19 protein-coding genes and 1 other annotated feature are annotated in these 20,720 nt (G+C 41.5%); of the genes, 1 reads left to right on the top strand and 18 read right to left on the bottom strand.

Annotation, left to right across the window (positions count from 1 at the left end; genetic code table 11):
* Positions 1–80: 80 nt before the first annotated feature.
* The 17 genes from ileS to IGI78_RS04615 form a co-directional block, all read right to left on the bottom strand.
* A complete protein-coding gene (ileS, locus tag IGI78_RS04695) occupies positions 81–2,876 on the bottom strand; it encodes an isoleucine--tRNA ligase (RefSeq protein ID WP_081118411.1) in 2,796 nt (931 codons plus the stop codon).
* 477 nt (positions 2,877–3,353) lie between these two features.
* Positions 3,354–3,582: a binding site (T-box leader), on the bottom strand.
* Positions 3,578–4,333 carry a DivIVA domain-containing protein gene (locus tag IGI78_RS04690; RefSeq protein WP_077453523.1) on the bottom strand — a complete coding sequence of 252 codons (756 nt, stop codon included), beginning with the start codon at positions 4,331–4,333 and terminating at the stop codon, positions 3,578–3,580. It overlaps the preceding feature by 5 nt.
* Positions 4,334–4,353: 20 nt before the next feature.
* Complete coding sequence (locus IGI78_RS04685) at positions 4,354–5,136, bottom strand: RNA-binding protein (RefSeq protein ID WP_430618535.1); 783 nt, start codon at positions 5,134–5,136, stop codon at positions 4,354–4,356.
* Between the two features lie 18 nt (positions 5,137–5,154).
* Positions 5,155–5,418, bottom strand: coding sequence for a YggT family protein (locus IGI78_RS04680; protein WP_005228822.1), 264 nt, complete (start codon positions 5,416–5,418; stop codon positions 5,155–5,157).
* A 26-nt stretch (positions 5,419–5,444) separates the two neighbouring features.
* Positions 5,445–6,098, bottom strand: a complete 654-nt coding sequence (locus tag IGI78_RS04675) for a cell division protein SepF (protein ID WP_077453524.1) — start codon at positions 6,096–6,098, stop codon at positions 5,445–5,447.
* A 16-nt stretch (positions 6,099–6,114) separates the two neighbouring features.
* The gene (locus tag IGI78_RS04670) at positions 6,115–6,786 is read right to left on the bottom strand and encodes a YggS family pyridoxal phosphate-dependent enzyme (protein ID WP_077453525.1); all 672 of its coding nucleotides are present in this window, start codon (positions 6,784–6,786) and stop codon (positions 6,115–6,117) included.
* A 12-nt stretch (positions 6,787–6,798) separates the two neighbouring features.
* A complete protein-coding gene (gene ftsZ, locus IGI78_RS04665; protein WP_005237278.1) occupies positions 6,799–8,043 on the bottom strand; it encodes a cell division protein FtsZ in 1,245 nt (414 codons plus the stop codon).
* 31 nt (positions 8,044–8,074) lie between these two features.
* On the bottom strand, positions 8,075–9,397 hold the full coding sequence (ftsA, locus tag IGI78_RS04660; protein ID WP_081118410.1) for a cell division protein FtsA: 1,323 nt from the start codon (positions 9,395–9,397) through the stop codon (positions 8,075–8,077).
* A gap of 153 nt (positions 9,398–9,550) precedes the next feature.
* Positions 9,551–10,537: a cell division protein FtsQ/DivIB gene (locus IGI78_RS04655; protein ID WP_077453528.1), complete on the bottom strand. Its 987-nt coding sequence runs from the start codon at positions 10,535–10,537 to the stop codon at positions 9,551–9,553.
* An 86-nt stretch (positions 10,538–10,623) separates the two neighbouring features.
* Positions 10,624–11,718: an undecaprenyldiphospho-muramoylpentapeptide beta-N-acetylglucosaminyltransferase gene (murG, locus tag IGI78_RS04650; protein ID WP_430618534.1), complete on the bottom strand. Its 1,095-nt coding sequence runs from the start codon at positions 11,716–11,718 to the stop codon at positions 10,624–10,626.
* A 15-nt stretch (positions 11,719–11,733) separates the two neighbouring features.
* Positions 11,734–13,092 carry a UDP-N-acetylmuramoyl-L-alanine--D-glutamate ligase gene (gene murD / locus IGI78_RS04645; RefSeq protein ID WP_077453530.1) on the bottom strand — a complete coding sequence of 453 codons (1,359 nt, stop codon included), beginning with the start codon at positions 13,090–13,092 and terminating at the stop codon, positions 11,734–11,736.
* Positions 13,093–13,104: 12 nt separating this feature from the next.
* The gene (gene mraY / locus IGI78_RS04640) at positions 13,105–14,067 is read right to left on the bottom strand and encodes a phospho-N-acetylmuramoyl-pentapeptide-transferase (RefSeq protein WP_005237283.1); all 963 of its coding nucleotides are present in this window, start codon (positions 14,065–14,067) and stop codon (positions 13,105–13,107) included.
* Between the two features lie 15 nt (positions 14,068–14,082).
* Positions 14,083–16,278: a penicillin-binding transpeptidase domain-containing protein gene (locus tag IGI78_RS04635; protein ID WP_142424782.1), complete on the bottom strand. Its 2,196-nt coding sequence runs from the start codon at positions 16,276–16,278 to the stop codon at positions 14,083–14,085.
* Positions 16,279–16,698, bottom strand: a complete 420-nt coding sequence (ftsL, locus tag IGI78_RS04630) for a cell division protein FtsL (protein ID WP_077453532.1) — start codon at positions 16,696–16,698, stop codon at positions 16,279–16,281.
* Positions 16,699–16,703: 5 nt separating this feature from the next.
* Positions 16,704–17,663: a 16S rRNA (cytosine(1402)-N(4))-methyltransferase RsmH gene (gene rsmH, locus IGI78_RS04625; protein ID WP_077453533.1), complete on the bottom strand. Its 960-nt coding sequence runs from the start codon at positions 17,661–17,663 to the stop codon at positions 16,704–16,706.
* A gap of 25 nt (positions 17,664–17,688) precedes the next feature.
* The gene (gene mraZ, locus IGI78_RS04620) at positions 17,689–18,120 is read right to left on the bottom strand and encodes a division/cell wall cluster transcriptional repressor MraZ (protein WP_005228792.1); all 432 of its coding nucleotides are present in this window, start codon (positions 18,118–18,120) and stop codon (positions 17,689–17,691) included.
* 198 nt (positions 18,121–18,318) lie between these two features.
* Positions 18,319–18,687 carry a DUF3397 domain-containing protein gene (locus IGI78_RS04615; RefSeq protein ID WP_077453534.1) on the bottom strand — a complete coding sequence of 123 codons (369 nt, stop codon included), beginning with the start codon at positions 18,685–18,687 and terminating at the stop codon, positions 18,319–18,321.
* A gap of 332 nt (positions 18,688–19,019) precedes the next feature.
* Between IGI78_RS04615 and IGI78_RS04610 the strand changes: the two genes are divergently transcribed.
* On the top strand, positions 19,020–19,139 hold the full coding sequence (locus IGI78_RS04610) for a DUF4044 domain-containing protein (protein WP_005237290.1): 120 nt from the start codon (positions 19,020–19,022) through the stop codon (positions 19,137–19,139).
* Between the two features lie 63 nt (positions 19,140–19,202).
* Here IGI78_RS04610 and cls read toward each other — a convergent pair whose 3' ends face one another.
* Entirely contained in the window at positions 19,203–20,648 is a 1,446-nt protein-coding gene (cls, locus tag IGI78_RS04605) for a cardiolipin synthase (RefSeq protein WP_096742357.1), read from the bottom strand.
* Positions 20,649–20,720 lie beyond the last annotated feature (72 nt).

Raw genomic sequence — 20,720 nt, 5'->3', positions numbered from 1 at the left:
TTATGTCCCATTTTCAAGGAACAAGCTTGACTAATTTCAAAAAAAAATGACCCGCAATGGGGTCATCTTTTTTCGTTCTTTTATTTTTCAAAGCCTTCTGCAACTGCTTCGGGATAGTTTTCTTTGACGATGGCTGCACAATGGCCGCAAAGTGTTGGCAGTTGCTCTTCTACACCAACATCTACACGGACTTGGCGGCAACGTTCGCAGACTTCACCTTCGGCTTTTTCCACTAAGATCGCCACGTCTTCGAATTGATAGGCCGCTTCTGGTGCTGCTTCCCCTGCTTCTTTGATCGTTAAGAAGTCTGGTGAAATGATCAGCAGTTGTGCAATATCTGAATCGATAGCTTTTAGTAGTGCCGCAACCGGTTCGGTTGGATAGACAGTCACTTTTGCTTCAAACGATTTCCCAATCAGTTTTGCATTACGCGCTTCTTCCAATGCTTTTAAGACATTGTCACGGAAATCAAGGAAAGCACGCCATAAATCAAGCAGCTCTTCTTGGTTAGCAAATGTATCATAGCCAGGGAACTCCGCTAATTGAACATATTCCTCTTCTTCTTTCAAATGTGACCAGATTTCTTCTGCCGTATGGGGAATGATCGGCGTCAGTAATTTCGTCAACGCAACCGCTGTTTGATAGAAGACGGTTTGCATGGCGCGACGTTGGAAATCATTTTCAGCTTCGATATAAACGACATCTTTTGCAAAATCCAAATAGAAGGATGACATATCGACTGTCAAGAAGTTGATGACTGTCCGGTAAATATGCAAGAAGTTATATTTTTCATAGCCATCTTCCCGAATCGTTTTGATCGTTTGATTCAAGCGAACCATCATGTATTTATCAACAGAACGCAAGTTTTCAAATGGTACGCTGTCTTTTGCTGGATCAAAATCATTCGTATTAGCCAATAAGAAACGCATGGTATTGCGAATTTTTCGATAGACTTCTGACACTTGATTCAAGATATCCATAGACACTCGGACATCCGCTTCGTAGTCAACACTGCTGACCCAAAGGCGCAAAATATCCGCACCCATTTGATTGATCACTTTTTCTGGTGCAATGGTATTACCAAGAGATTTACTCATCTTGCGACCTTCGCCATCTAAGGTGAAGCCTTGAGACAAGACGGCTTTATATGGTGCGACTTCATTGATCGCAACACTAGTCGTGATACTTGAGTTGAACCACCCACGATATTGGTCAGAACCTTCCAAGTACATGTCAGCTGGGAATGTCAACTCTGGACGTTGACGTAACACCGCTTCGTGAGAAGAACCTGAATCAAACCAAACATCCATGATGTCAGTCTCTTTCGAGAATTTGCCGTTAGGTGAGCCCGGATGCGTGAAGCCAGCTGGCAGTAATTCTTCTGCTTCTTTTTCAAACCAAATCGTTGAACCATGTTCAGCAAATAAGTTTGCCACATGCTCAATCGTTTCAGGCGTAATGATAGCTTCACCGTTTTCTGCATAGAAGATTGGCAACGGAACGCCCCACGCACGTTGACGAGAGATCACCCAGTCGCCGCGGTCGCGAATCATATTGTATAAACGGGTTTTGCCCCATGGAATGATCCAATCTACTTTTTCGATCTCATCCAAAATATTTTGACGGAACTTATCAATAGACGCAAACCATTGTGGTGTTGCCCGATAGATGACTGGTTTTTTCGTCCGCCAATCATGTGGATAGCTGTGAGTAAAGAAGTTTAGTTTTAGTAGGGCTCCTTTTTCTTCTAAAAGCTCAGTGATCATTGGATTGGCTTTGTCATAAAAGACCCCTTCAAATCCTGGTGCTTCTTCTGTGAAGACCCCACGGCTATCGACTGGTGATAAGACATCTAGACCATATTTTTTGCTGACGATGTAGTCATCTTCCCCGTGTCCTGGTGCAGTGTGGACCAAACCAGTACCGGCATCCAATGTCACATGGTCACCTAACATTACTAGAGACGTACGATCATAAAAAGGATGTTGTGCCGTCATTTTTTCCAATTGATCGCCAGCCAATTCTTGTAAAACTTCGACAGATTCCCAACCGATCTCATTCGTCACGGTTTCTAATAAATCTTTTGCCACGACGAATTTGCGGCCATCGGCCAAGATTTGAACATAGGCAAAGGTTGGATTCACAGAGATTCCTAGATTCGCTGGTAAGGTCCATGGCGTCGTCGTCCAGATAACAAAAGCTGTATCTGAATCAAGCAAATCTTTGCCATCTGCGACTGGGAAAGCCACATAGATCGATGGTGATTTCACATCTTTGTATTCGATCTCAGCTTCTGCTAATGATGATTCACTAGATGGTGACCAGTAAATTGGTTTCAATCCTTTGTAGATGTAGCCTTTTTCTGCCATTTTTCCGAACACGCGGATTTCTGCTGCTTCATAGTCTGGTGTCAATGTGATATATGGATGATCCCAGTCACCAGAAACGCCTAAACGTTTGAAATCAGCTCTTTGCGTATCCACTTGTGTCAAAGCATATTCTTCACATTTTTTGCGATATTCTGCCAAGCTCATTTCTTTGCGCTTGATCCCTTTATTGGTCAGTACTTGTTCGATCGGTAAACCATGAGTATCCCAACCAGGTACATAAGGGGAACGGAAACCTGACATCGATTTGGAACGTACGATGATGTCTTTACTGATTTTGTTCAATGAGTGTCCGATATGGATGTTTCCATTTGCGTAGGGAGGGCCATCGTGTAAGACAAAGGTTGGCTTGCCTTCATTTAATTCTTGACGACGTTGATACAATTGATTTTCTTCCCATTCTTTTTGCCAATCCACTTCGCGGTTTGGCAAGTTGCCTCGCATTGGAAAAGCGGTTTTTCCAAGATGCAGTGTTTCTTTCATTTTCATTCTTGTTTCGCTCCTTTTCGTCTCTCAACGTTTTGGTATAGTTTCAAAATCCATCGACTCGATCAACCGATTGCTTCTATTGAACCTGTCAAATGGATTGGTTGCCATAAATTCAAAGCATTCAGGATTCACTGATTGTTAACAGCTGGCTAGCGTCTGCTCTGTTCCGCTTTGCGGACCAATCATTGTGATTCCTAGTAAGGTTACTACGCTCCCGGCGGTCGCCTAGTACTGTTCATCATCTGCTCTGTTCCGCTTTGCGGACCAATCATTGTGATTCCTAGTAAGGTTACTACGCTCCCTATGGTCGCCTAGTACTGTTCATCATCTATTCTGTCTTGCTTCGCAAGCCAATCATAGTGATTCCTAGTACGGTTACTACGCTCCCTATGGTCGCCTAGTACTGTTCATCATCTATTCTGTCTTGCTTCGCAAGCCAATCATAGTGATTCACAGCAAAAAACACGTCCGTCCCTGGCAAGGGACGAACGTGTTCGTGGTACCACCCAAATTTAATTGTCATTTGACAATTCTTTGATGATCGGTAACGGGATCAGGCGTCGTTCTCTACTCGAGTCTTTGAAAAGTCAGCTCTTTCAAGAACGCAACTCACAGATGATCTGATTTCTTACAGGGTTTTATTTGGCTTCCACTCTCCCAAACTCGCTTGAAAAATATAAGAAATTTTTCTGTTCTGTGTCTTAGTTGTTATCTGTTTTGTTCAACTCGTCTAATAAGTTTCTCGCATCATCTAACGTTTTCACTTCAGGGCTTTCACTTACATCAACGATTTTTTCATCTGATTCAACAATGTCCACATCAAATGTTTCCACTGCTTCTGAGTTTACTCCAGAACCATTTTCACTGTCAAGTTCTTTTGACAAAACTTCTCTGATCACTTGGTGGGAATCTTGTACATAGCTTGAAAATGGCGCCAAAATTTCTTCCCATTCAGGGCTCTTCACTTGTTCTAATTGCGTTTGCAACATAACTAATAAGTTGTTATGGAAGACTCTGGTTTTCTTCTTCAAGTCATTTGTTTCTGTCGCCAATTGACGTGCATTATTTGTTGCATCTGTCAAAATCTCTTTGGCTTTTTCTTCTGCTGAGGTCATCAAGGCATGGGCATGTTTTTCTGCAGTAGCAACCATCTCATCCGCACGGTTTTGGGCAGAAGTAACGATTACTTCTGATTCTTTGCTTGCGCTTGTTTTTACTTTATCCGCCGTATCTTGAGCCACGATAATGGATTGGTTCAAGGCGTCTTTCAATTCATTGAAGTATTCGAGTTTTTCTTCTGCATGTTTCAATGATTTCTCTAACTCACGATTGCGTTGAACAGCTTCTTCATAATCACGAACAATCATATCCAAAAAGTCATCGACTTCGTCTTGATTGTAGCCTCTCATTTTTACTGAAAAGTTTTTATTTTGAATGTCTAATGGAGTTAATGCCATATTCTATACACCTCTTTGATTTATTTACGTAATACACCTAATAACAATCTAACTTTTTCTTTTTTCGTGGTTCCTTCTAACCCCTGTATTTGAATCCGACCAAATCCTCTTACTGAAACGATATCCAGTAAATCCAGAACAAAATCTGGTCGTAATGCTTCTGTCCAGTTTACTTTTACTTTTCCTGATTCGATCAACTGTTTCGAACGCTGACGAGAGATGTTGTACACGGCGGAGATCACTGTATCAAGACGCAATGAACTAACCGTTTCTCTTTCCTCGGTCCAGCCATCTTTAGGCACGATCAAATCGGTATATTTCGTTTCTTCCAAACGTACCGATACGTTGCCGATTTTATCCACTTGTAGTTGAATAAAATGACTGACTTCAGTAGCAACGAATACTTGCCATATTTCACCATCGGAAAGAATGTCTCCAAAGTATTCCCTCTTGACTCCAGTCCCCATTAACGTGCCCAAAACTTTTCCATGACTCAAAACCGTAAATTTTTTCGGGTATTGAATCGTAAATAAAGTCATGTCAAACTCATCGGTGGTGGGCTCAAAGTAATCAGGATAAATTAAACAGCGTCGTCTTTCAGCAGCTTCGTATCCGCCAAAAAAACGGAAGCTTAAATCCGTTGATTGACGAATCAAGCTTTCTAAGATATACGCTTGTCTTGGATCTAAGAAATCAGTCAAGTATGGCGCATACTGCATTTGCACTTGTTCGATCCATCCTTGAGCGGAATCAATAAAAGGGCGTTCATCGTTTCGAAAATGTTGATAGACATTTGCGTTCACCGATAACCACCCCTTACGTTAAAATAAAATTGATTGTAGGATCAATATCAATGCTTGTGATGCTAGCTGTAAGACAATAATTGCAAATGCAATCGTAAAATCGATACCAGCAAAACTTAATTTCAATCGATCAAATAAACTCAAATACGGTTCACACACTTTTGCCAAGAAACGGCCAAAAGCGGATTGATACCCTCCTGGAAACCAAGACAAAAGTGCATAGATCACTAATAAAATGGTATACAGATAAACAGCATCACTCAGTAATTTAACGAATCTCAAGAATAAAATTGGCGTTCCTCCTCACTTTAGATATCAAAAAAATTGGTATCTGCTAATGTTTGGGCAGTGCCTTCAATTTCCATACCCTTAGGCGTGCAAAGAAAAATTTCATCGCCAACGCGCTTGATATCACCATCTTCAGCGTACACTGTTCCTGTTAAAAAATCAACTATTCGACGAGCTTGGTACTCTTCAATTAAATGAAAATTAACAAGTACAGCATCACCATTGATGACTTGCTTCGCAATCCCCATTGCTTCAGAGTAAACACGTGGTTCTACGATCGTTATTTTTCCTGCCACTTGCGAGGAAGTTTCTTTTGCTTTTGTATCTTTGACTCTCGTATTGGTTCTTTGTTGCGCCATCGGAACGACTTTTTCTTCCGTCTTAGGTACCGATCTTACTCGTTCAGCCGCAGCTGAGGATTGTTGATAAGCAGCAGTTTGAGGTTGCTGTCTGTATTGATAAGCTTGATTTTGTGGTTGACTTGTTGTACGGGTTGCCGCTTGGCCAGATGCATACGTATTCGCGGATGTTCTGGAGGCCGTAAAAGCTCCTCCTTGGTTCACAGCCGGTTTAGATGCTGTTCGTGCCGGTTCTTCAGTGGCATATGTTTCTTCGTAATAATCTTCTTCGTCAGTCAATCCAAAAAAATTGGTCAGTTTCTCTTTGAGCGACATCGGTCAACCTCCTTTTTTATTGAAATAATGCTGTTCCTACACGAATAAATGTTGCGCCTTCTTGGATCGCAATGGGAAAGTCATTACTCATTCCCATACTCGTTTCTAAGCAAGGGGCATGTGTAAGATGCAGGTCAGCGATTTGTTGTTGAATCCTTTTTAATTCTTTAAAAATCTGATGCTGCTCGTCTTTGGAAGCAGTGAGCGGGGCCATCGTCATCAATCCAACAACACGAATTTTATCGAACGAAGCGAGTGCTTCAATAAAAGCCATCACCTCTTCTACGAAAATCCCTTGTTTCGTTGCTTCCTGCGAAACATTTACTTCCACAAAGCAGTTGATCGGATGTTCTGCTCGTTTTTGAATTTCTTGTGCCAGTTTGATTGAATCTAACGCATGGAAAAAATCAATCTCGTTTATAATTGATTTTACCTTTCTACGCTGCAAATTGCCAATAAAATGCCAACGGACATCTGGAAAATCCGTTAATGCTGCTTTTTTTTCAAGTAGTTTTTCTACTCGATTTTCAGCACAATTCCGCACACCATTTTCTAGAAGTTCTCTTGTCGTTTCTGTATCGACGGATTTTGTTACAGCTGTCAAACAGACCTCACTGGCGTTTCTAGAAACAAGAGCACAGGAGTCCTGTATCTCTTGCTGGATCTTGTGCAAGTTCTCAGAAATCATGTGCTCTGCCCCCTAGCGTTTACGACGGAAAAATGGTGGTGTGCTTAATTCGTCGTCATCATTCGAGCGTACTTCATCACGGCTGAAGGTGTCGAATTCTTTCTTTTCTACATTTTCAAATGTGTTTTCTTCTACTTTAGGTCGTACATTTTGTTCTTTACGGATATCCCAATCACCGAAACCGTTGCTTTCCTCTGCTTGCGCAGGGCGTGCTTGGTCCATATCTAATGTGGGTTTTTGTGGGATAGAATGAATTTGGCTTTGGCTTTGTCTGCTAGAGCGAGACCCACGTTCTTTTTTAGAAGGGTCAATGCCAGTTGCAATGACAGTCACACGGATTTCATCGCCTAGGTCTTCGTTGATTGAGGTACCTAAGATAATATTTACATCACCTGTTGCTGCATGAGCGACGATATCAGAAGCATCTTGTGCTTCAAATAAAGTCATATCCAATCCGCCAGTGATGTTCAATAGTACTTGTTCGGCACCATCGATCGAAGTTTCTAGTAATGGTGAAGAGATTGCTTTTTTCGTTGCTTCGATTACACGTTCTTCGCCGCTAGCAACACCAATTCCCATCAAAGCGGTGCCTTGGTTTTCCATCACTGTTTTCACATCAGCGAAGTCCAAGTTAACGTAGCCTGGAGCAGTGATCAAGTCTGAGATCCCTTGAACCCCTTGACGCAAGACATTGTCTGCTTCACGGAATGCTTCAAGCATTGGTGTTTTCTTATCGACAACTTCTAACAAGCGATTGTTCGAGATGATCAATAGTGTATCGACATTCTCTTTCAATTTAGCAATTCCTTCAGCCGCAAAACGGCCGCGTTTTGGTCCTTCAAAAGTAAATGGGCGAGTAACGACACCGACTGTCAATGCGCCGATTTCTTTGGCGATTTTCGCTACGATCGGTGCAGCACCGGTCCCGGTTCCGCCACCCATACCAGCGGTAATGAAAATCATGTCCGCGCCTTCTAATGATTCACGAATAGAATCTTCACTTTCTTCTGCCGCTTTTTGACCAACTTCTGGTTGAGAACCAGCACCAAGACCGCGGGTATATTTAGGGCCTAATTGAATCACTGTTTCTGCTTTTGAATTTTTTAATGCTTGAACGTCAGTGTTGGCCGCAATAAATTCTACGCCTTTGACATTTTCTTCGATCATACGGTTGACTGCGTTGCCGCCACCGCCGCCGACTCCGATGACTTTGATCACAGCGCCGTCATTGATGTTATTATCAATTGAAAATTCCATAGTTTATCTTCCTCCTGAGAATCGTTTTAGATTATTCAAAGATATTTGAGAAGAAATCTTTTACTCGGTTTGTGATCGACTCACCTTTTTTCTCTTCTTCTACTTCTTCATAAGTTTCTTCTGGAGCTTCATATTGTTCGTAATGTACTTCTTGTTGTTGAATAGCAACGGGCTGTTGCGCGACTGTTTTTTCACCGGTGATCGCACTTTTGGCAAGCTGATAGACTTCGCTTAAGTTTGCTGAATAGTCAACGATACTGATTACATTGGTGAATACAGGATTTCTAAGTCCCATATGATTAGGAACGTAAAGCTTAACGTTTGTTTCGAATACTTCTTGAGCAAGATCTACGACACCTGGCAGGCTTGCAGCACCACCAGTTAAAATCACGCCACCTGGTAAATCAAGTCCATCAATTTCGTCTAAGACTTCTTTTGATTTAGTGAAAATTTGTTCCATACGGGCTTCAATGATTTCTGACAAATAGCGTTCATCAATCTTCACAGGTTCTGATTTTCCAATCACATCGACCGGAAACTCTTCGCTAGCTGAAGTTCGTTCAGGATACGCATCCCCATAATTGATCTTCAATGCTTCTGCATTGTTGAAAGAGGTATTTAAAACCGTTGAAATGTCTTTGGTGACAAATTCGCCGCCCTCTTGGTTCACATGAGTAAATTTCAATTGTTTGTCGTGCATCGCAGCTGTCGTTGTTTGGCCGCCACCGATATCGATAACGATCGTGCCAAAATCTTTTTCACCATCAGATAAAATCGATTCTGTCAATGCTAATGGCGTAATGACCACTTCATTGACGATCAGTCCGGATTTTTCCACACACTTTCGAATGTTGTGAATGATGGTTTTTGGTCCTGTATAAACCACACCAAACATTTCTAAGCGAACACCGATCATGCCACGAGGATCTTTGATCCCTTCAAACCCATCCACAGTAAATTCTTGCGGTAAAATAGCAATGATCTGTCTTTCAGGAGGGGTTGAACGTACAAGTGCTGCGGAAGCAACATTGCGGACGTCCTCGTCGGTGATCTCTTTTGATTCACTATTGACCGCGATCATCCCTTGACAATTTTCCACTTCAAGAAGATTGGCTGGTACACCAACACTTACACTGCGAATTTGAATTCCTGCTTTTTCTTCTGCTTGTCTTACTGCTCTTTGAATGGCTTGTACCGTTTTATCGATATCTACAATAATCCCACGGTTGATTCCTTCTGATTTTGCATTTCCTACACCAATGATATTCATTTGGCTGTCAACGTATTCGGCTACTACAACTTTTACAGATGTCGTACCGATATCAAGGCCAACATACATTCCCGTTTTTGCCATGGATGGGGTTCCCTCCTACTTAAATTGGATATATAGCGAACCATCACAGTCCGTTTTTAGAGTTCATTCGAATAATTTGTTCACTGTTACCAATTCTACCATATAATGGCGCTTTTTAGAAACAAGTTAATGAAAAAAACTCTTGAATTTTTCCTAAGAATCACTATCAGCTGTTTGATTTTCGTCTGCATCGTCTTCTTGTGTATTTGAAATAGGATACGTAAAGATCCCAACTTCCATATCCACAATACTGTCCTCGGTCAAATCTTTGGCAATTTGCGGATAATACTGCATTTGACTCACCATATTTGAGATGTTGACGATCACTTGATTGCCATCATTCATAAAGAGAGTCAACAGCTCATCATTGCTGTCACGGGGGGTGTATTTGATTTGAGAAATGCCATCGCGAATTTCTGAACTTAATTCTTGATAGGCACTGAGTGTCGCTTTGATTTTGTCTTCAGCCGAAAAATTTTCTAAAACCGGCAATCCTTCCTCTGGCTGCTCACTGATGTCTTCCAAAACAGCGCCATTTTCTAAAACTGGTGCATAGCCGCCGTCTTTGGCTAATAAAGCCACTTCTTGAAATTCAGTAACAGTGATATCGAAACGATTAATACCAGATAGAGAAATGGAAGCATTTTTTATGCGCGGCAATTCTTTTTTGATTGCTGCCACACTCTGATTCCGTTCAAAAAATTGCGGCCACATCTCTTCATTGACGGCTAGGTCAGAATTTTCGAGAATCGCTTCTGCGGATACTTCTTGATTGCCTTTGACCACCACATTCGCCAAACGACTAAGCGGCGAAACAAAATACAAAACAATCAACAAAGGAATCATCAGTAGACCGATAATCAGCGCTAAGCGGCGAATCAATACCTGATTGCGGTACGCCTTTAGATTAGGCAGCCGATCAGCGAAAGAGCGAGCTTTTTTTTCTGGCTCAGTCACTCCTTCTTTCTCATCGTCTGTTTCTTCTATCGCTTGTTCTGCTTCAAAAAGTGCTTCTTCTGTCAACTCATCTTCATGTGCTTGGGACATGTCTTCTGTTTCTTCAGAAGTGGGTGACGACCAAGCTGGCTGATTGCCTTTTTCTTGCAAATATTTTAGATTTTCTTTTTGCCAAGGGGTCAACTCTTCCGTTGACGAGGGGGTTTGATCATCATGAGGTGTTTTGTCTTTACTAATGATAATCGCTCCTTTCTATCCCACACATTGTACTATTTGATTACCTCTTGCACAAGTCGAAATAATCGTTCCGAGGCATCGCTGATCCCTTGTTCTTTTGAGGCTTTGGCCATCTTACTACGAAGGGCTTCATCTTGCATGATACTATCTACTGCTTCCACGAGGTTTTGGCTGTTTAATTCATGATCGGCAATCATTTTGACTGCTCCTGCATTGGCTAAACTTTGGGCGTTCTTCGTTTGGTGGTCATTAGTCACATAAGGACTTGGAATCAGAATCGCTGGAATCCCTAATGCCGTAAATTCGGCGATCGATGTGGCACCCGCTCGACCAATCAACAAATCGCTATTTGCCATCACTTCTGCCATTTGATCGATATAGGGACGAATACTGATATTAGGAAATGCATCTTTTGACATCCCAATTTTTTCTTCGATCTCTTTGTAATACCTTTCGCCAGATGCATAAAGTAACTGATACTCTTTTTGAGCAAACAGCGGCAGCGCATCAATGATCGCTTGATTGATTTTCAGAGCTCCTTGACTCCCACCAAAAACCAAGACTGTTTTTTTCGCCGGATTTAAATCGTAAGAAGACAAAATCGTCGACTTTTGACTATTCCGTACTTCTTGACCACGAGGATTGCCCACCAACACCGTTTTCTTCGCTGGAAAGTATTGAGAAGCATCGTGAAAAGCAATGGCGATTTTATCCACATATTTGGTTAGAAATTTATTGGTGATTCCAGGTACACTATTTTGTTCATGAATAATGGTAGGTATTTTCAACTTCGAGGCAGCAAAGACCACGGCGCCGGAAACATAGCCGCCGGTGCCGATCACTACATCCGGTTGGAAATCTTTGATGATTTTCTTTGCTGCGTAGTAGCTTTTCATAAAAAGCTGGATCGTTTTTACGTTATCCAAAGATAGCTTACGCTTAAAGCCTTGAATCTCTAGTGTTTTAAAAGGAATACCTGTTGGAGGGACGATTTTATTCTCTAAGCCCCTTGTTGCACCAATGTATAAAAATTCGGCTGTCGGGTCAATCTCCTTCACGTAATCCACAAAAGACAACGCTGGATAGATGTGTCCGCCAGTACCGCCGCCAGTCACAAGTATTTTCATATCCTTCACTCATTTCTATTTAAGTTCTGCTACTGCCGCCATAAATTTGTCGCCGCGAACTTCAAAATCAGGGTATTGATCCCAACTTGCATTCGCCGGTGACAATAGAATCGTATCTCCAGCAGCACTTAAAGAAAAGGCTAATGGGACGGCTGTTTCAACATTCTCTGTCATTTCAATCGTTTTTACACCAGCTGCTTGAGCAGCAGCGGCTAATTTTTCTTTTGTTTCTCCAAACACAACGATAGCTTTGAGCCCATTTAGTGCTGGAACCAACTCATCAAAGCTGTTGCCACGATCCAATCCGCCTGCCAGTAAGACCAATTTTTCATTGTCAAAACCACCTAAGGCCATTTCTGTTGCTAAGATGTTGGTTGCTTTGGAATCATTGAAAAATTTCACCTGATTGATGGTGGTGACATACTGGGTCCGATGAGGCACCCCAGTGAAGGTCTGTAACGCTTGTTTGATTGCTTCGTTCGACATATCGCAAAGTTTCCCAACAGCGATCGCCGCTAAGGCATTTTCAATATTATGTGCCCCAGGTACACCGAGTTCCTCCGCTGCCATAATTGCTTCTTCTTTATAGTAGAGCATTCCATCAAGCATATATGCTCCCGCTACTTTTTTCTTAGTGGAGAAAGGAATGATTTGCGCTTTTGACTTGGTTGATAGTGCTTCTAGTTCTGGTTGGTTCCAGTTAATCACTAAATAATCGTCAGCGGTCATTCGTTGTTGCAAGCGCCATTTTGCTAAGACATATTCCGGGCGACTACCATGGTAATCGATATGGGCTTCATAAATATTCGTGATGACAGCGATTTTCGGCCGCAAGGTATCGATTCCCATCAATTGGAAACTTGAAAGCTCCATCACCAAGCGATCTTCAGGCTTAGCTGTTTGAGCAACGGAACTTGCAGGAAACCCGATATTTCCAGAAAGCAATGCCTGTCCTTTTTCCATTCCAGCATTCAAGACATTGGCGATCATGGTCGTTGTAGTGGTTTTTCCATTCGTACCAGTAATACCGATAATCGGCGCTTCAGAGATTTGATACGCCAGTTCCACTTCCGTGATCACAGGAATTTTTTTCTCTAAAGCTTTTTGGACAAGAGGTTGTGAATAAGGGATCCCTGGATTTTTAACAACTAGCGAAAATCCTTCATCCAATAATTCAATCGGGTGGCTGCCAGTGATCACTTTGACCCCTAAAGCCAAAAGATCTTGTGCTTCTGGATTTTCAGCAAATGGCTTTCCGTCATTAACGGTCACAAGTGCGCCCAAATCATGTAACAATTTGGCCGCACTGAATCCACTACGCGCTAATCCTAGCACAAGAACTTTTTTATTTTGATATGTTGTAATTTTTTTCATTTTCTTCATCTCCTACCATACAAGGGCTATTGTGAGCAACGAGCAACCTAACGCGATACACCAAAATACAGTGTCGATCTTCCACTCAGACCATCCACTCATTTCAAAATGATGATGAATGGGTGACATCTTGAAGATTCGTTTGCCCGTTAATTTGAATGAGGCAACTTGCAGCATCACGCTTGCTGTTTCACAAACATAGACCAATCCGACAAGCAAGAGGGTCCATTCTTGGTGTAAAAGAATCGAGATAGCTGCCAGCAGACCGCCTAAAGCCAGTGAGCCGACATCCCCCATGAAAATTTTTGCCGGTTTGCGATTGTAGGGAAAGAAGCCGATCAATCCGCCAATGATCGCAAGACAAACGATCAAAACATCGATTTGATCTTGTCGCCAAGCAATCAGTGCGTATGTTGAAAAAGAAATCGTGCCCAGTCCTGCGACTAGTCCATCGATCCCATCCGTCAAGTTGACTGCATTTGAAAAACCAACAAGCCAAAAAATGACGAATAAGCCATAAAAAATCGATAGCGATACATCGATCCCAAAGAAATTCAGTACATCCGCATTGCCTTCAGATCGGAAAACAAAGTAAAAGACGAGTCCGCCTAAAATCTGTCCAATCAGTTTTTGCAGCGAGTTTAAGCCCATATTTCTTTTGCGGAAAATCTTGATGAAGTCATCAAGAAATCCTAATGCACCATAAACCAAGGTAATGAACAAAAGAATGAACAATGAAGCAGTCAATTGATTTTGCCATGCTCCTACCCAGATGGCAGTGATCATTGCAGAAATCAAAAATACAAACCCACCCATCGTTGGTGTTCCGGCCTTTACATTGTGCCATTTGGGACCGTCACCACGTATTTCCTGTCCGTATTTCTTCATTTGAAAATAGCCGATAAACAAAGGCATTGTGGCTGTTACGATCGCAAAGCCACTTGCCAAAGGTAATATCATCTCTGTCCATTCCATATTGTTCTCTCCTATTTATTCGTTTTCACTTAGTGTAAACTTGATCGATTGCCCCGATAATTCGGTGTAAGGCTCAACGCTTTGTTTGGTACAATAGCCGTCTCCTTCAAAACTAACATCTACATTTAGTAGACTGCCAAATTTAATCAAATCTGCTTTTGACCAGGAAGTTGTATCCGGCATATAGTACTTATCGCTATCGGTAACGAGCAGTACTCGTTCTCCTGGCATGATCGAAGTTCCACTGTCAACCGATTGGGCAATGACTTTTTCACCATCCCCGATGACTATTGGAATCAACCCAGCTTTTTGAACGTCGGTTGCAGCAGATTCTGTATCGAGATTGCGATAATCCCCCACAGTCGTTTCGCTACCAGATGTTGTGCTTTCTTCTAATGCAGAGTTTTTCAGATCCATGACCCGTTTCATCAATGGATTGGCAATCTCACCTAACACGGTACTTTCATGCTTCTCTGGTAGTTTAATGGTCAAATACAAAATATATTCTGGTTCTTCTGAAGGAAACATCAAAACGACAGAATACAGATAATTGGTGCCTCCAGACAAATACTTGCCGGTTGTTGGATCAGCTACTTGGGCCGTCCCGGTTTTCGCAGAAATGTTGTAGCCAGGTAATTCATAAACGCCATAGGCACTTCCGTAATTTTCACTTTCGACAACATCACGCATATATTCGCGAACCTTCGTTGCCGCTTCTTCTGTGATGGGGTGCCCCACCTCTTCAGGTTGCGTGACCGTTTCTTCTCCAGTATTACCATCAACGATTTTACTAATAAATTGTGGTTTCAGCATCGTTCCATTATTGGCGACCGATGTAAAAGCCTGCATCATTTGGAAATTCGTCACACCAATCGCTTGACCAAAAGAAGTCATCGCCTGGCTGACAGGATTATCTTCTGGGGTGATTCCCGTATTTTCGTTAGGCAATCCTGAATAGGTGCTACGACCAAAGCCAAATTCTTTTAAGTATTGTTGCCAGCGGTCAGCCATTCGCTGTTCCAAGGTCACCATTCCAATATTACTGGACCACGAAAGAGCTTGGCGCATCGTCAAGGTTCCTTTTTGACCAAAGTCCCAGTCATTGATGGTGGCATCATAAAGTTTCAATCCATCAGGGCTTGGGGTAAAAGTTTCGTTCTCATTGAAGATGCCTTGATCGATGGCAGCTGCCGTCGTTAAGATTTTCATGGTGGATCCTGGCTCATAGTTGTCTTCAACCAATAGATTTTGCCAATCATTGATTGAATCCAAATTTTCTGGATTGTAGGTTGGTCGTTGTGCCATCGCTATAATCTCGCCGGTTTTGGCATCCATTAAATTGGCTGTTAAGTTTTCTGGTTTGTTTTCTTTAAAGACACTGTCCATCAGCGTTTCCAAATAGCTTTGGATACGACTATCGATGGTTGTATAGACGTCTTTTCCATCCACCGCTGCGACGGTTTCGGCAACTGTTCCTGGTAGCGGGTTTTGATTGTTATCTTTTTGATAAACAATCTCGCCATCAGTTCCCGATAACACATCATTGTAGGCAGCTTCTAACCCGGTTTTACCGACTAGACCAGTATCGTCGTCATTGGCAACCGCATAGCCGATAAAGTGAGAAGAAAAGACCCCATTCGGATAAAGGCGAGCTGGATGGCTATCAAAATGGAAGCCAGCAATATCTTCTTGTTCCATCGCATCTTCAATCGCATTTTTTTGTTCTAATGTAATATTATTTCCCTTACTCCCAAAAGACACTCGCCACAATTGTTGCTCAAGGCCATCCTCTAACGTATTGACTGCTGTCTCTTGATCAATGGACAAGACATCTGACAAGATTTTGGCCAACTTATTGAAGTTTGCTTTTTCTGCAAAGAGATTCTTATTACCATCTTTGTAATTTTGATTTAAAACAGCGTAAATAGAGTATGAGGTCACGTCCTCAGCAATCGGGATTCCATTGCGGTCATAGATCGTTCCTCGTTTCGCCTTGATAACTTCACTGCCCTCATAGAGATTTTTGGTTTTTTCTGCTAATGAAGTCCCCGCAACATCTCCGACAATGACGATATAGCTCAAACGCGTGACAAACAAAAAGAACAATCCAATACTCGTAGCAAACAGAATAATACCTACTTTTTTGCGATTGTTCGTTGTAGTTTGATTGTTCTTTTTTAAGTATTGCTTGAATTTATCTGTTAACTTCATTTAGTCCACTTTCCTTAAATTGCCATCATCGATCGACAATCCATTATCCTCAGCAATCTTTTGGATCCGTTCGGTTTTAGAAAGCTCATTTTTCTCTTGTTCCAACTGTTCTGCTTGTGTCGTTTTTTCACTGATATCCGATTGGATAAGAGAAATATCATGTTCGACTTGGCTGATATTGGTCCGAATATTGATGGTCAAGATCGCCAACGTCAATACAGCGATGATCACAAAGGCAGCAATCAGTTTTTCTAGAGTAGAAATACTTTTTAACCGACGAGCCGGAGATGCTGGTACACGGATGACCTCAGGACGCTGGGGATCAGTAGGCAGTTTTTCAGTTGTCGGTTCAGAGTGATCCAAAGGTTGTGATTCAAGTGGTTCTCTGAATTCATAGTCATGAACTTTTAGTTCTGCCATAGTTGTTACCCTTCGCTTTCCTTGATTTTTTCCGCGATTCGTAGTTTCGCACTACGAGAACGATTATTTTCAGCTACTTCTTCCTCAGTAGGAAGCAGTGGTTTTCTTGTTATAAGTTTTAGTGTTGGTTGAAATTCTTCTGGTATCATCGGCAGACCTGGCGGCATGTCCTTCGGTGTACTGTATTCCTTGAACATCGATTTCACGATTCGATCTTCTAAAGAGTGGAACGTGATCACACTGACACGTCCGTTAACTGATAAAAGATGAATTGCTTGTTCAAGAGATTCTTCAATTACACCTAGCTCATCATTGACTGCAATTCGAATGGCTTGGAAAACCCGTTTTGCTGGGTGACCGCCCTTTCTTCTTGCTGGAGCTGGAATGGCTGCTTTGATGATATCGACCAATTCCCCCGTTGTTTCGATGGGATGATCTTGTCTCACCCGCTCGATTTCACGAGCGATTTGTTTTGAGAATTTTTCTTCTCCATAACGGAAGAAGATCTTGACTAATTGATGGTAGTCGAATTGATTGACCACTTCATAGGCAGTCAATGCTGCAGTTTGATCCATCCGCATATCCAGCGGTGCATCTTGGTGGTAGCTAAAGCCACGTTCGGCTTCATCTAATTGGGGTGAGGAAACACCTAAATCGTACAAAATCCCATCGACTCGGCTCACACCGTGTTGATGCAATGCTTCCTTTAAATAGCGAAAATTACTTTTAATAAACGTGACCATCCCTTTAGCAACATATGGTGCTAAACGTTCTTTTGCATGGTCGATGGCGGTTTGGTCTTGATCAAAGGCAAAGAGATGTCCCTCTTCAGATAGTTGTGACAATAGATATTCACTATGACCGGCTCCACCTAATGTACAATCGACATAGACGCCTTCTGGACGAATCTTTAACCCATCAACGGTCTCCTGTAGCATAACGGTGTAGTGTTGAAAATCTGCCATGTGTTTTTTCCTCTTCCTATCAAGCCTATAAGCCAAAGTCGATCATTGTTTCAGCAATTTCATCAAAGTTTTCTTCTGCTTCTTCAGAGAATGCTTGCCAACGCGTTTCATCCCAAATCTCAATCCGGTTTGAAACCCCGATGATCACGCAGCTTTTAGTAAGGTCTGCATGATTTCTCAATGTAACAGGGATATTGATCCGACCTTGTTTATCGATCTCGCACTCTGTTGCAGCAGAATAAAAGAAGCGGACAAATGTCCGAGCATCCTTTTTCGCTAAAGGCATTTCGTTTAGTTTTTCTTCAAGTTTTTCCCATTCAGATAAGGGGTAGCCAAATAAACAGCCATCTAATCCACGTGTCACCACAAATTTTTCTCCGAGTTTTTCTCGTAGTTTTGAAGGGACGATTAGTCGGCCTTTTGCATCTATCGAATGTTGAAATTCTCCCATAAACATCGATAAATAACCCCCGATCTCCACCTGATATTCACAGTCTACCACAATCCCCCACTTTCTACCACAAATTATATGAAATTTGAAAGGGAAGTTGTTTGACTTTTCTTTACCAAATGAACAAAAAGGGAGAAAAAGACTTCTTAGAGTTTTTAAAAAAACTCTAAGAGAAAAAATGGACGTTTATCAATGGTCAAAATACTATAAGTAACTTACAATATTTAAAATGATCAAAACGATATGAAAGATGATCGTAAAGAGGAAAATACTGCGCCAATACATTTTAAAATAGCGACTATATTGGATTTCTTCATAGTAGTACGCCTGAAAGACGGCCAGTAGAATGCCTAATAGAAAAATGGAGATCAAATAGTACAATGTGATCGCTTGATCAAAAGTATATTTTGATAATTGGTGAATCCCCACCATTAAAAATGGTACCGCTAAATCCGGTGCCTTCACATGGAAACGATCACTCAACGAAAGTGCAGAAACGATAAAACGACAAGCAAAATAAACGAGCACAGGAAAAATATACCAAAACAAAACGATTGGATTAAATCCAGACATACAGCAAAATCCTTTCTAACAACTAGTGTCACTATACTTTATTTTCTTTACATCCATGTTTCAGTTCTTTTAAAAATCTAAGCCGGAATAAGACAGCCATGAAATTTTTTAAGGAGGCTCTTATTTCAGCAACTAACTTTTGAAAGTTTTAAAGAATGTATTTCTTTACCTATTAAAGCAGAAGGGCGTAGCTTCAACAAGCCTATCTTGCCATTCTAACGAATTTTTTTATGGTGAAATTGAAATTTTCTTAATTTCTCCTTGGATCAACTTGAGTTCTTGAGAAATTGAGGGTAAACTGTCACTAGAATAACTCTAAAAGGTGGATTAGAATGAACGAGAAAAAACCAAAAAGTACCTTTGCAAAAATCACACAAGTCGTGATCTGGACCATGCTTATTCTCACTGTCGGCTCGATTTTCTTAGCAGCATACACAAGTATTATGGGTTAATCCTATTAAAAAGTGCCCTTTTCCAAAATGATGGCTTCCATCTTTTGGAAAAGGGCACTTTTTTTACAGTAACGGTGACACGAGTCGTGCCAAACCTTCTTTGATTTTGATCGTCAACTTTCTTTGTTGATATGCTTCGATCGTTAGCGGCTTCGAATCGATCGAATCTGCTAGAAACGCTTCTTTCGTTTTGGTCGCTAGCTGCGCATCATAGATGATTGTATTAACTTCAAAATCTAGGCGAAAAGATCGGACATCAATATTTGCCGAACCAATCGATACAAGTCCACTGTCAATGATCATCGTTTTTGCATGCATAAACCCTTTTTCATAAGTCTCGATGATTGCGCCAAAGCGGAGCAATTCAGCCGCAAATGAATAGGTCGCCCAATAAACTAAAGGATGATCAGGTTTGTTCGGAATTTGTATATGAACTTTCACCCCAGAGAGCAGGGCTAACTTTAAGGCATTATGAATGGCTTCATCCGGAATATAGTACGGCGTTTGGATTAGGATCTCTTTTTTAGCTAAATTGATCATTTTCAAATAAGTCATTTTGATTTCTTCATGTTCCGTATCAGGACCACTAGTGATGACTTGGGCAGCGACTGTCCCCGTTTGTTTGATCTCAGGAAACAATGCCGGATCATATTTGATCTCCAAGGCATGCTGTGAGTTCCAGTCCATTAGAAACCGATTTTGCAGCGAATAGACTGCTGAGCCGGCAATTCGCAAGTGATTATCTCGCCAATAACCGAATTTTTCCACTTGTCCTAGATACTCGTCTCCCACATTAAATCCACCTGTATAACCAATCTCACCATCAATCACCACGATTTTGCGATGATTCCGATAATTGATTCGCGGATTGACATAAGGAACGAACAAAGGAAAGAAAAAGGCAATTTGCCCGCCATGTAGACGCAACTCATCAAAAAACTTCAAGGATACTTGGGTACTGCCCCAAGCATCTAATAAGACTCTTACTTTCACACCTCGCTTTGCCGCTCGTACCAATGCTTCTTTGACTTCATTCCCTAATGCATCGCTGCGATAAATATAATATTCCATATGAATATGATTTTTTGCCTGTTCGATATCAGCAATCAAAGCATCAAATTTCTGCCGTCCATCGGTATAAAGCGTCATGCTATTGGCTGTCGTATAGAGAGATTGACCAAAGACCGTCAACAGATAGACTAACTGCTGGACTTCTACTTGAGCAGTCGGCGGATGCGGAAACAAATGACGCGAAAGTGCTTGTTTTTGCTCTTCTAGTTCAACATTTAGACCAATCTTTGCTTGCGAGCGCATATCAAAGATCTTTTCCTTGGAGATCCCTCTTCCGAAGAAAAAGTAAAGAACAAAACCAACAATAGGAATAAACATCAAGACCAAAAGCCAGGCCCATGTTTGAGCAGTCTGCCGCCTTTCTCTGAAAATGATAATAATTGATAACAAAATATTGACTATAAATAAAATGGTTACTAGATTGTCCATTACAACCATTTTTTCACCTCTTCCCCGATTTCCCGCTACTAAAGCATATCAAAAAATAGTACCTAAAGTAAAGAAACACTG

Origin of the sequence: Enterococcus sp. DIV1767, assembly GCF_050542585.1 — a bacterium.
Classification (GTDB): domain Bacteria; phylum Bacillota; class Bacilli; order Lactobacillales; family Enterococcaceae; genus Enterococcus_D; species Enterococcus_D innesii.
This window is presented reverse-complemented; position numbering and strand designations above follow the sequence as displayed.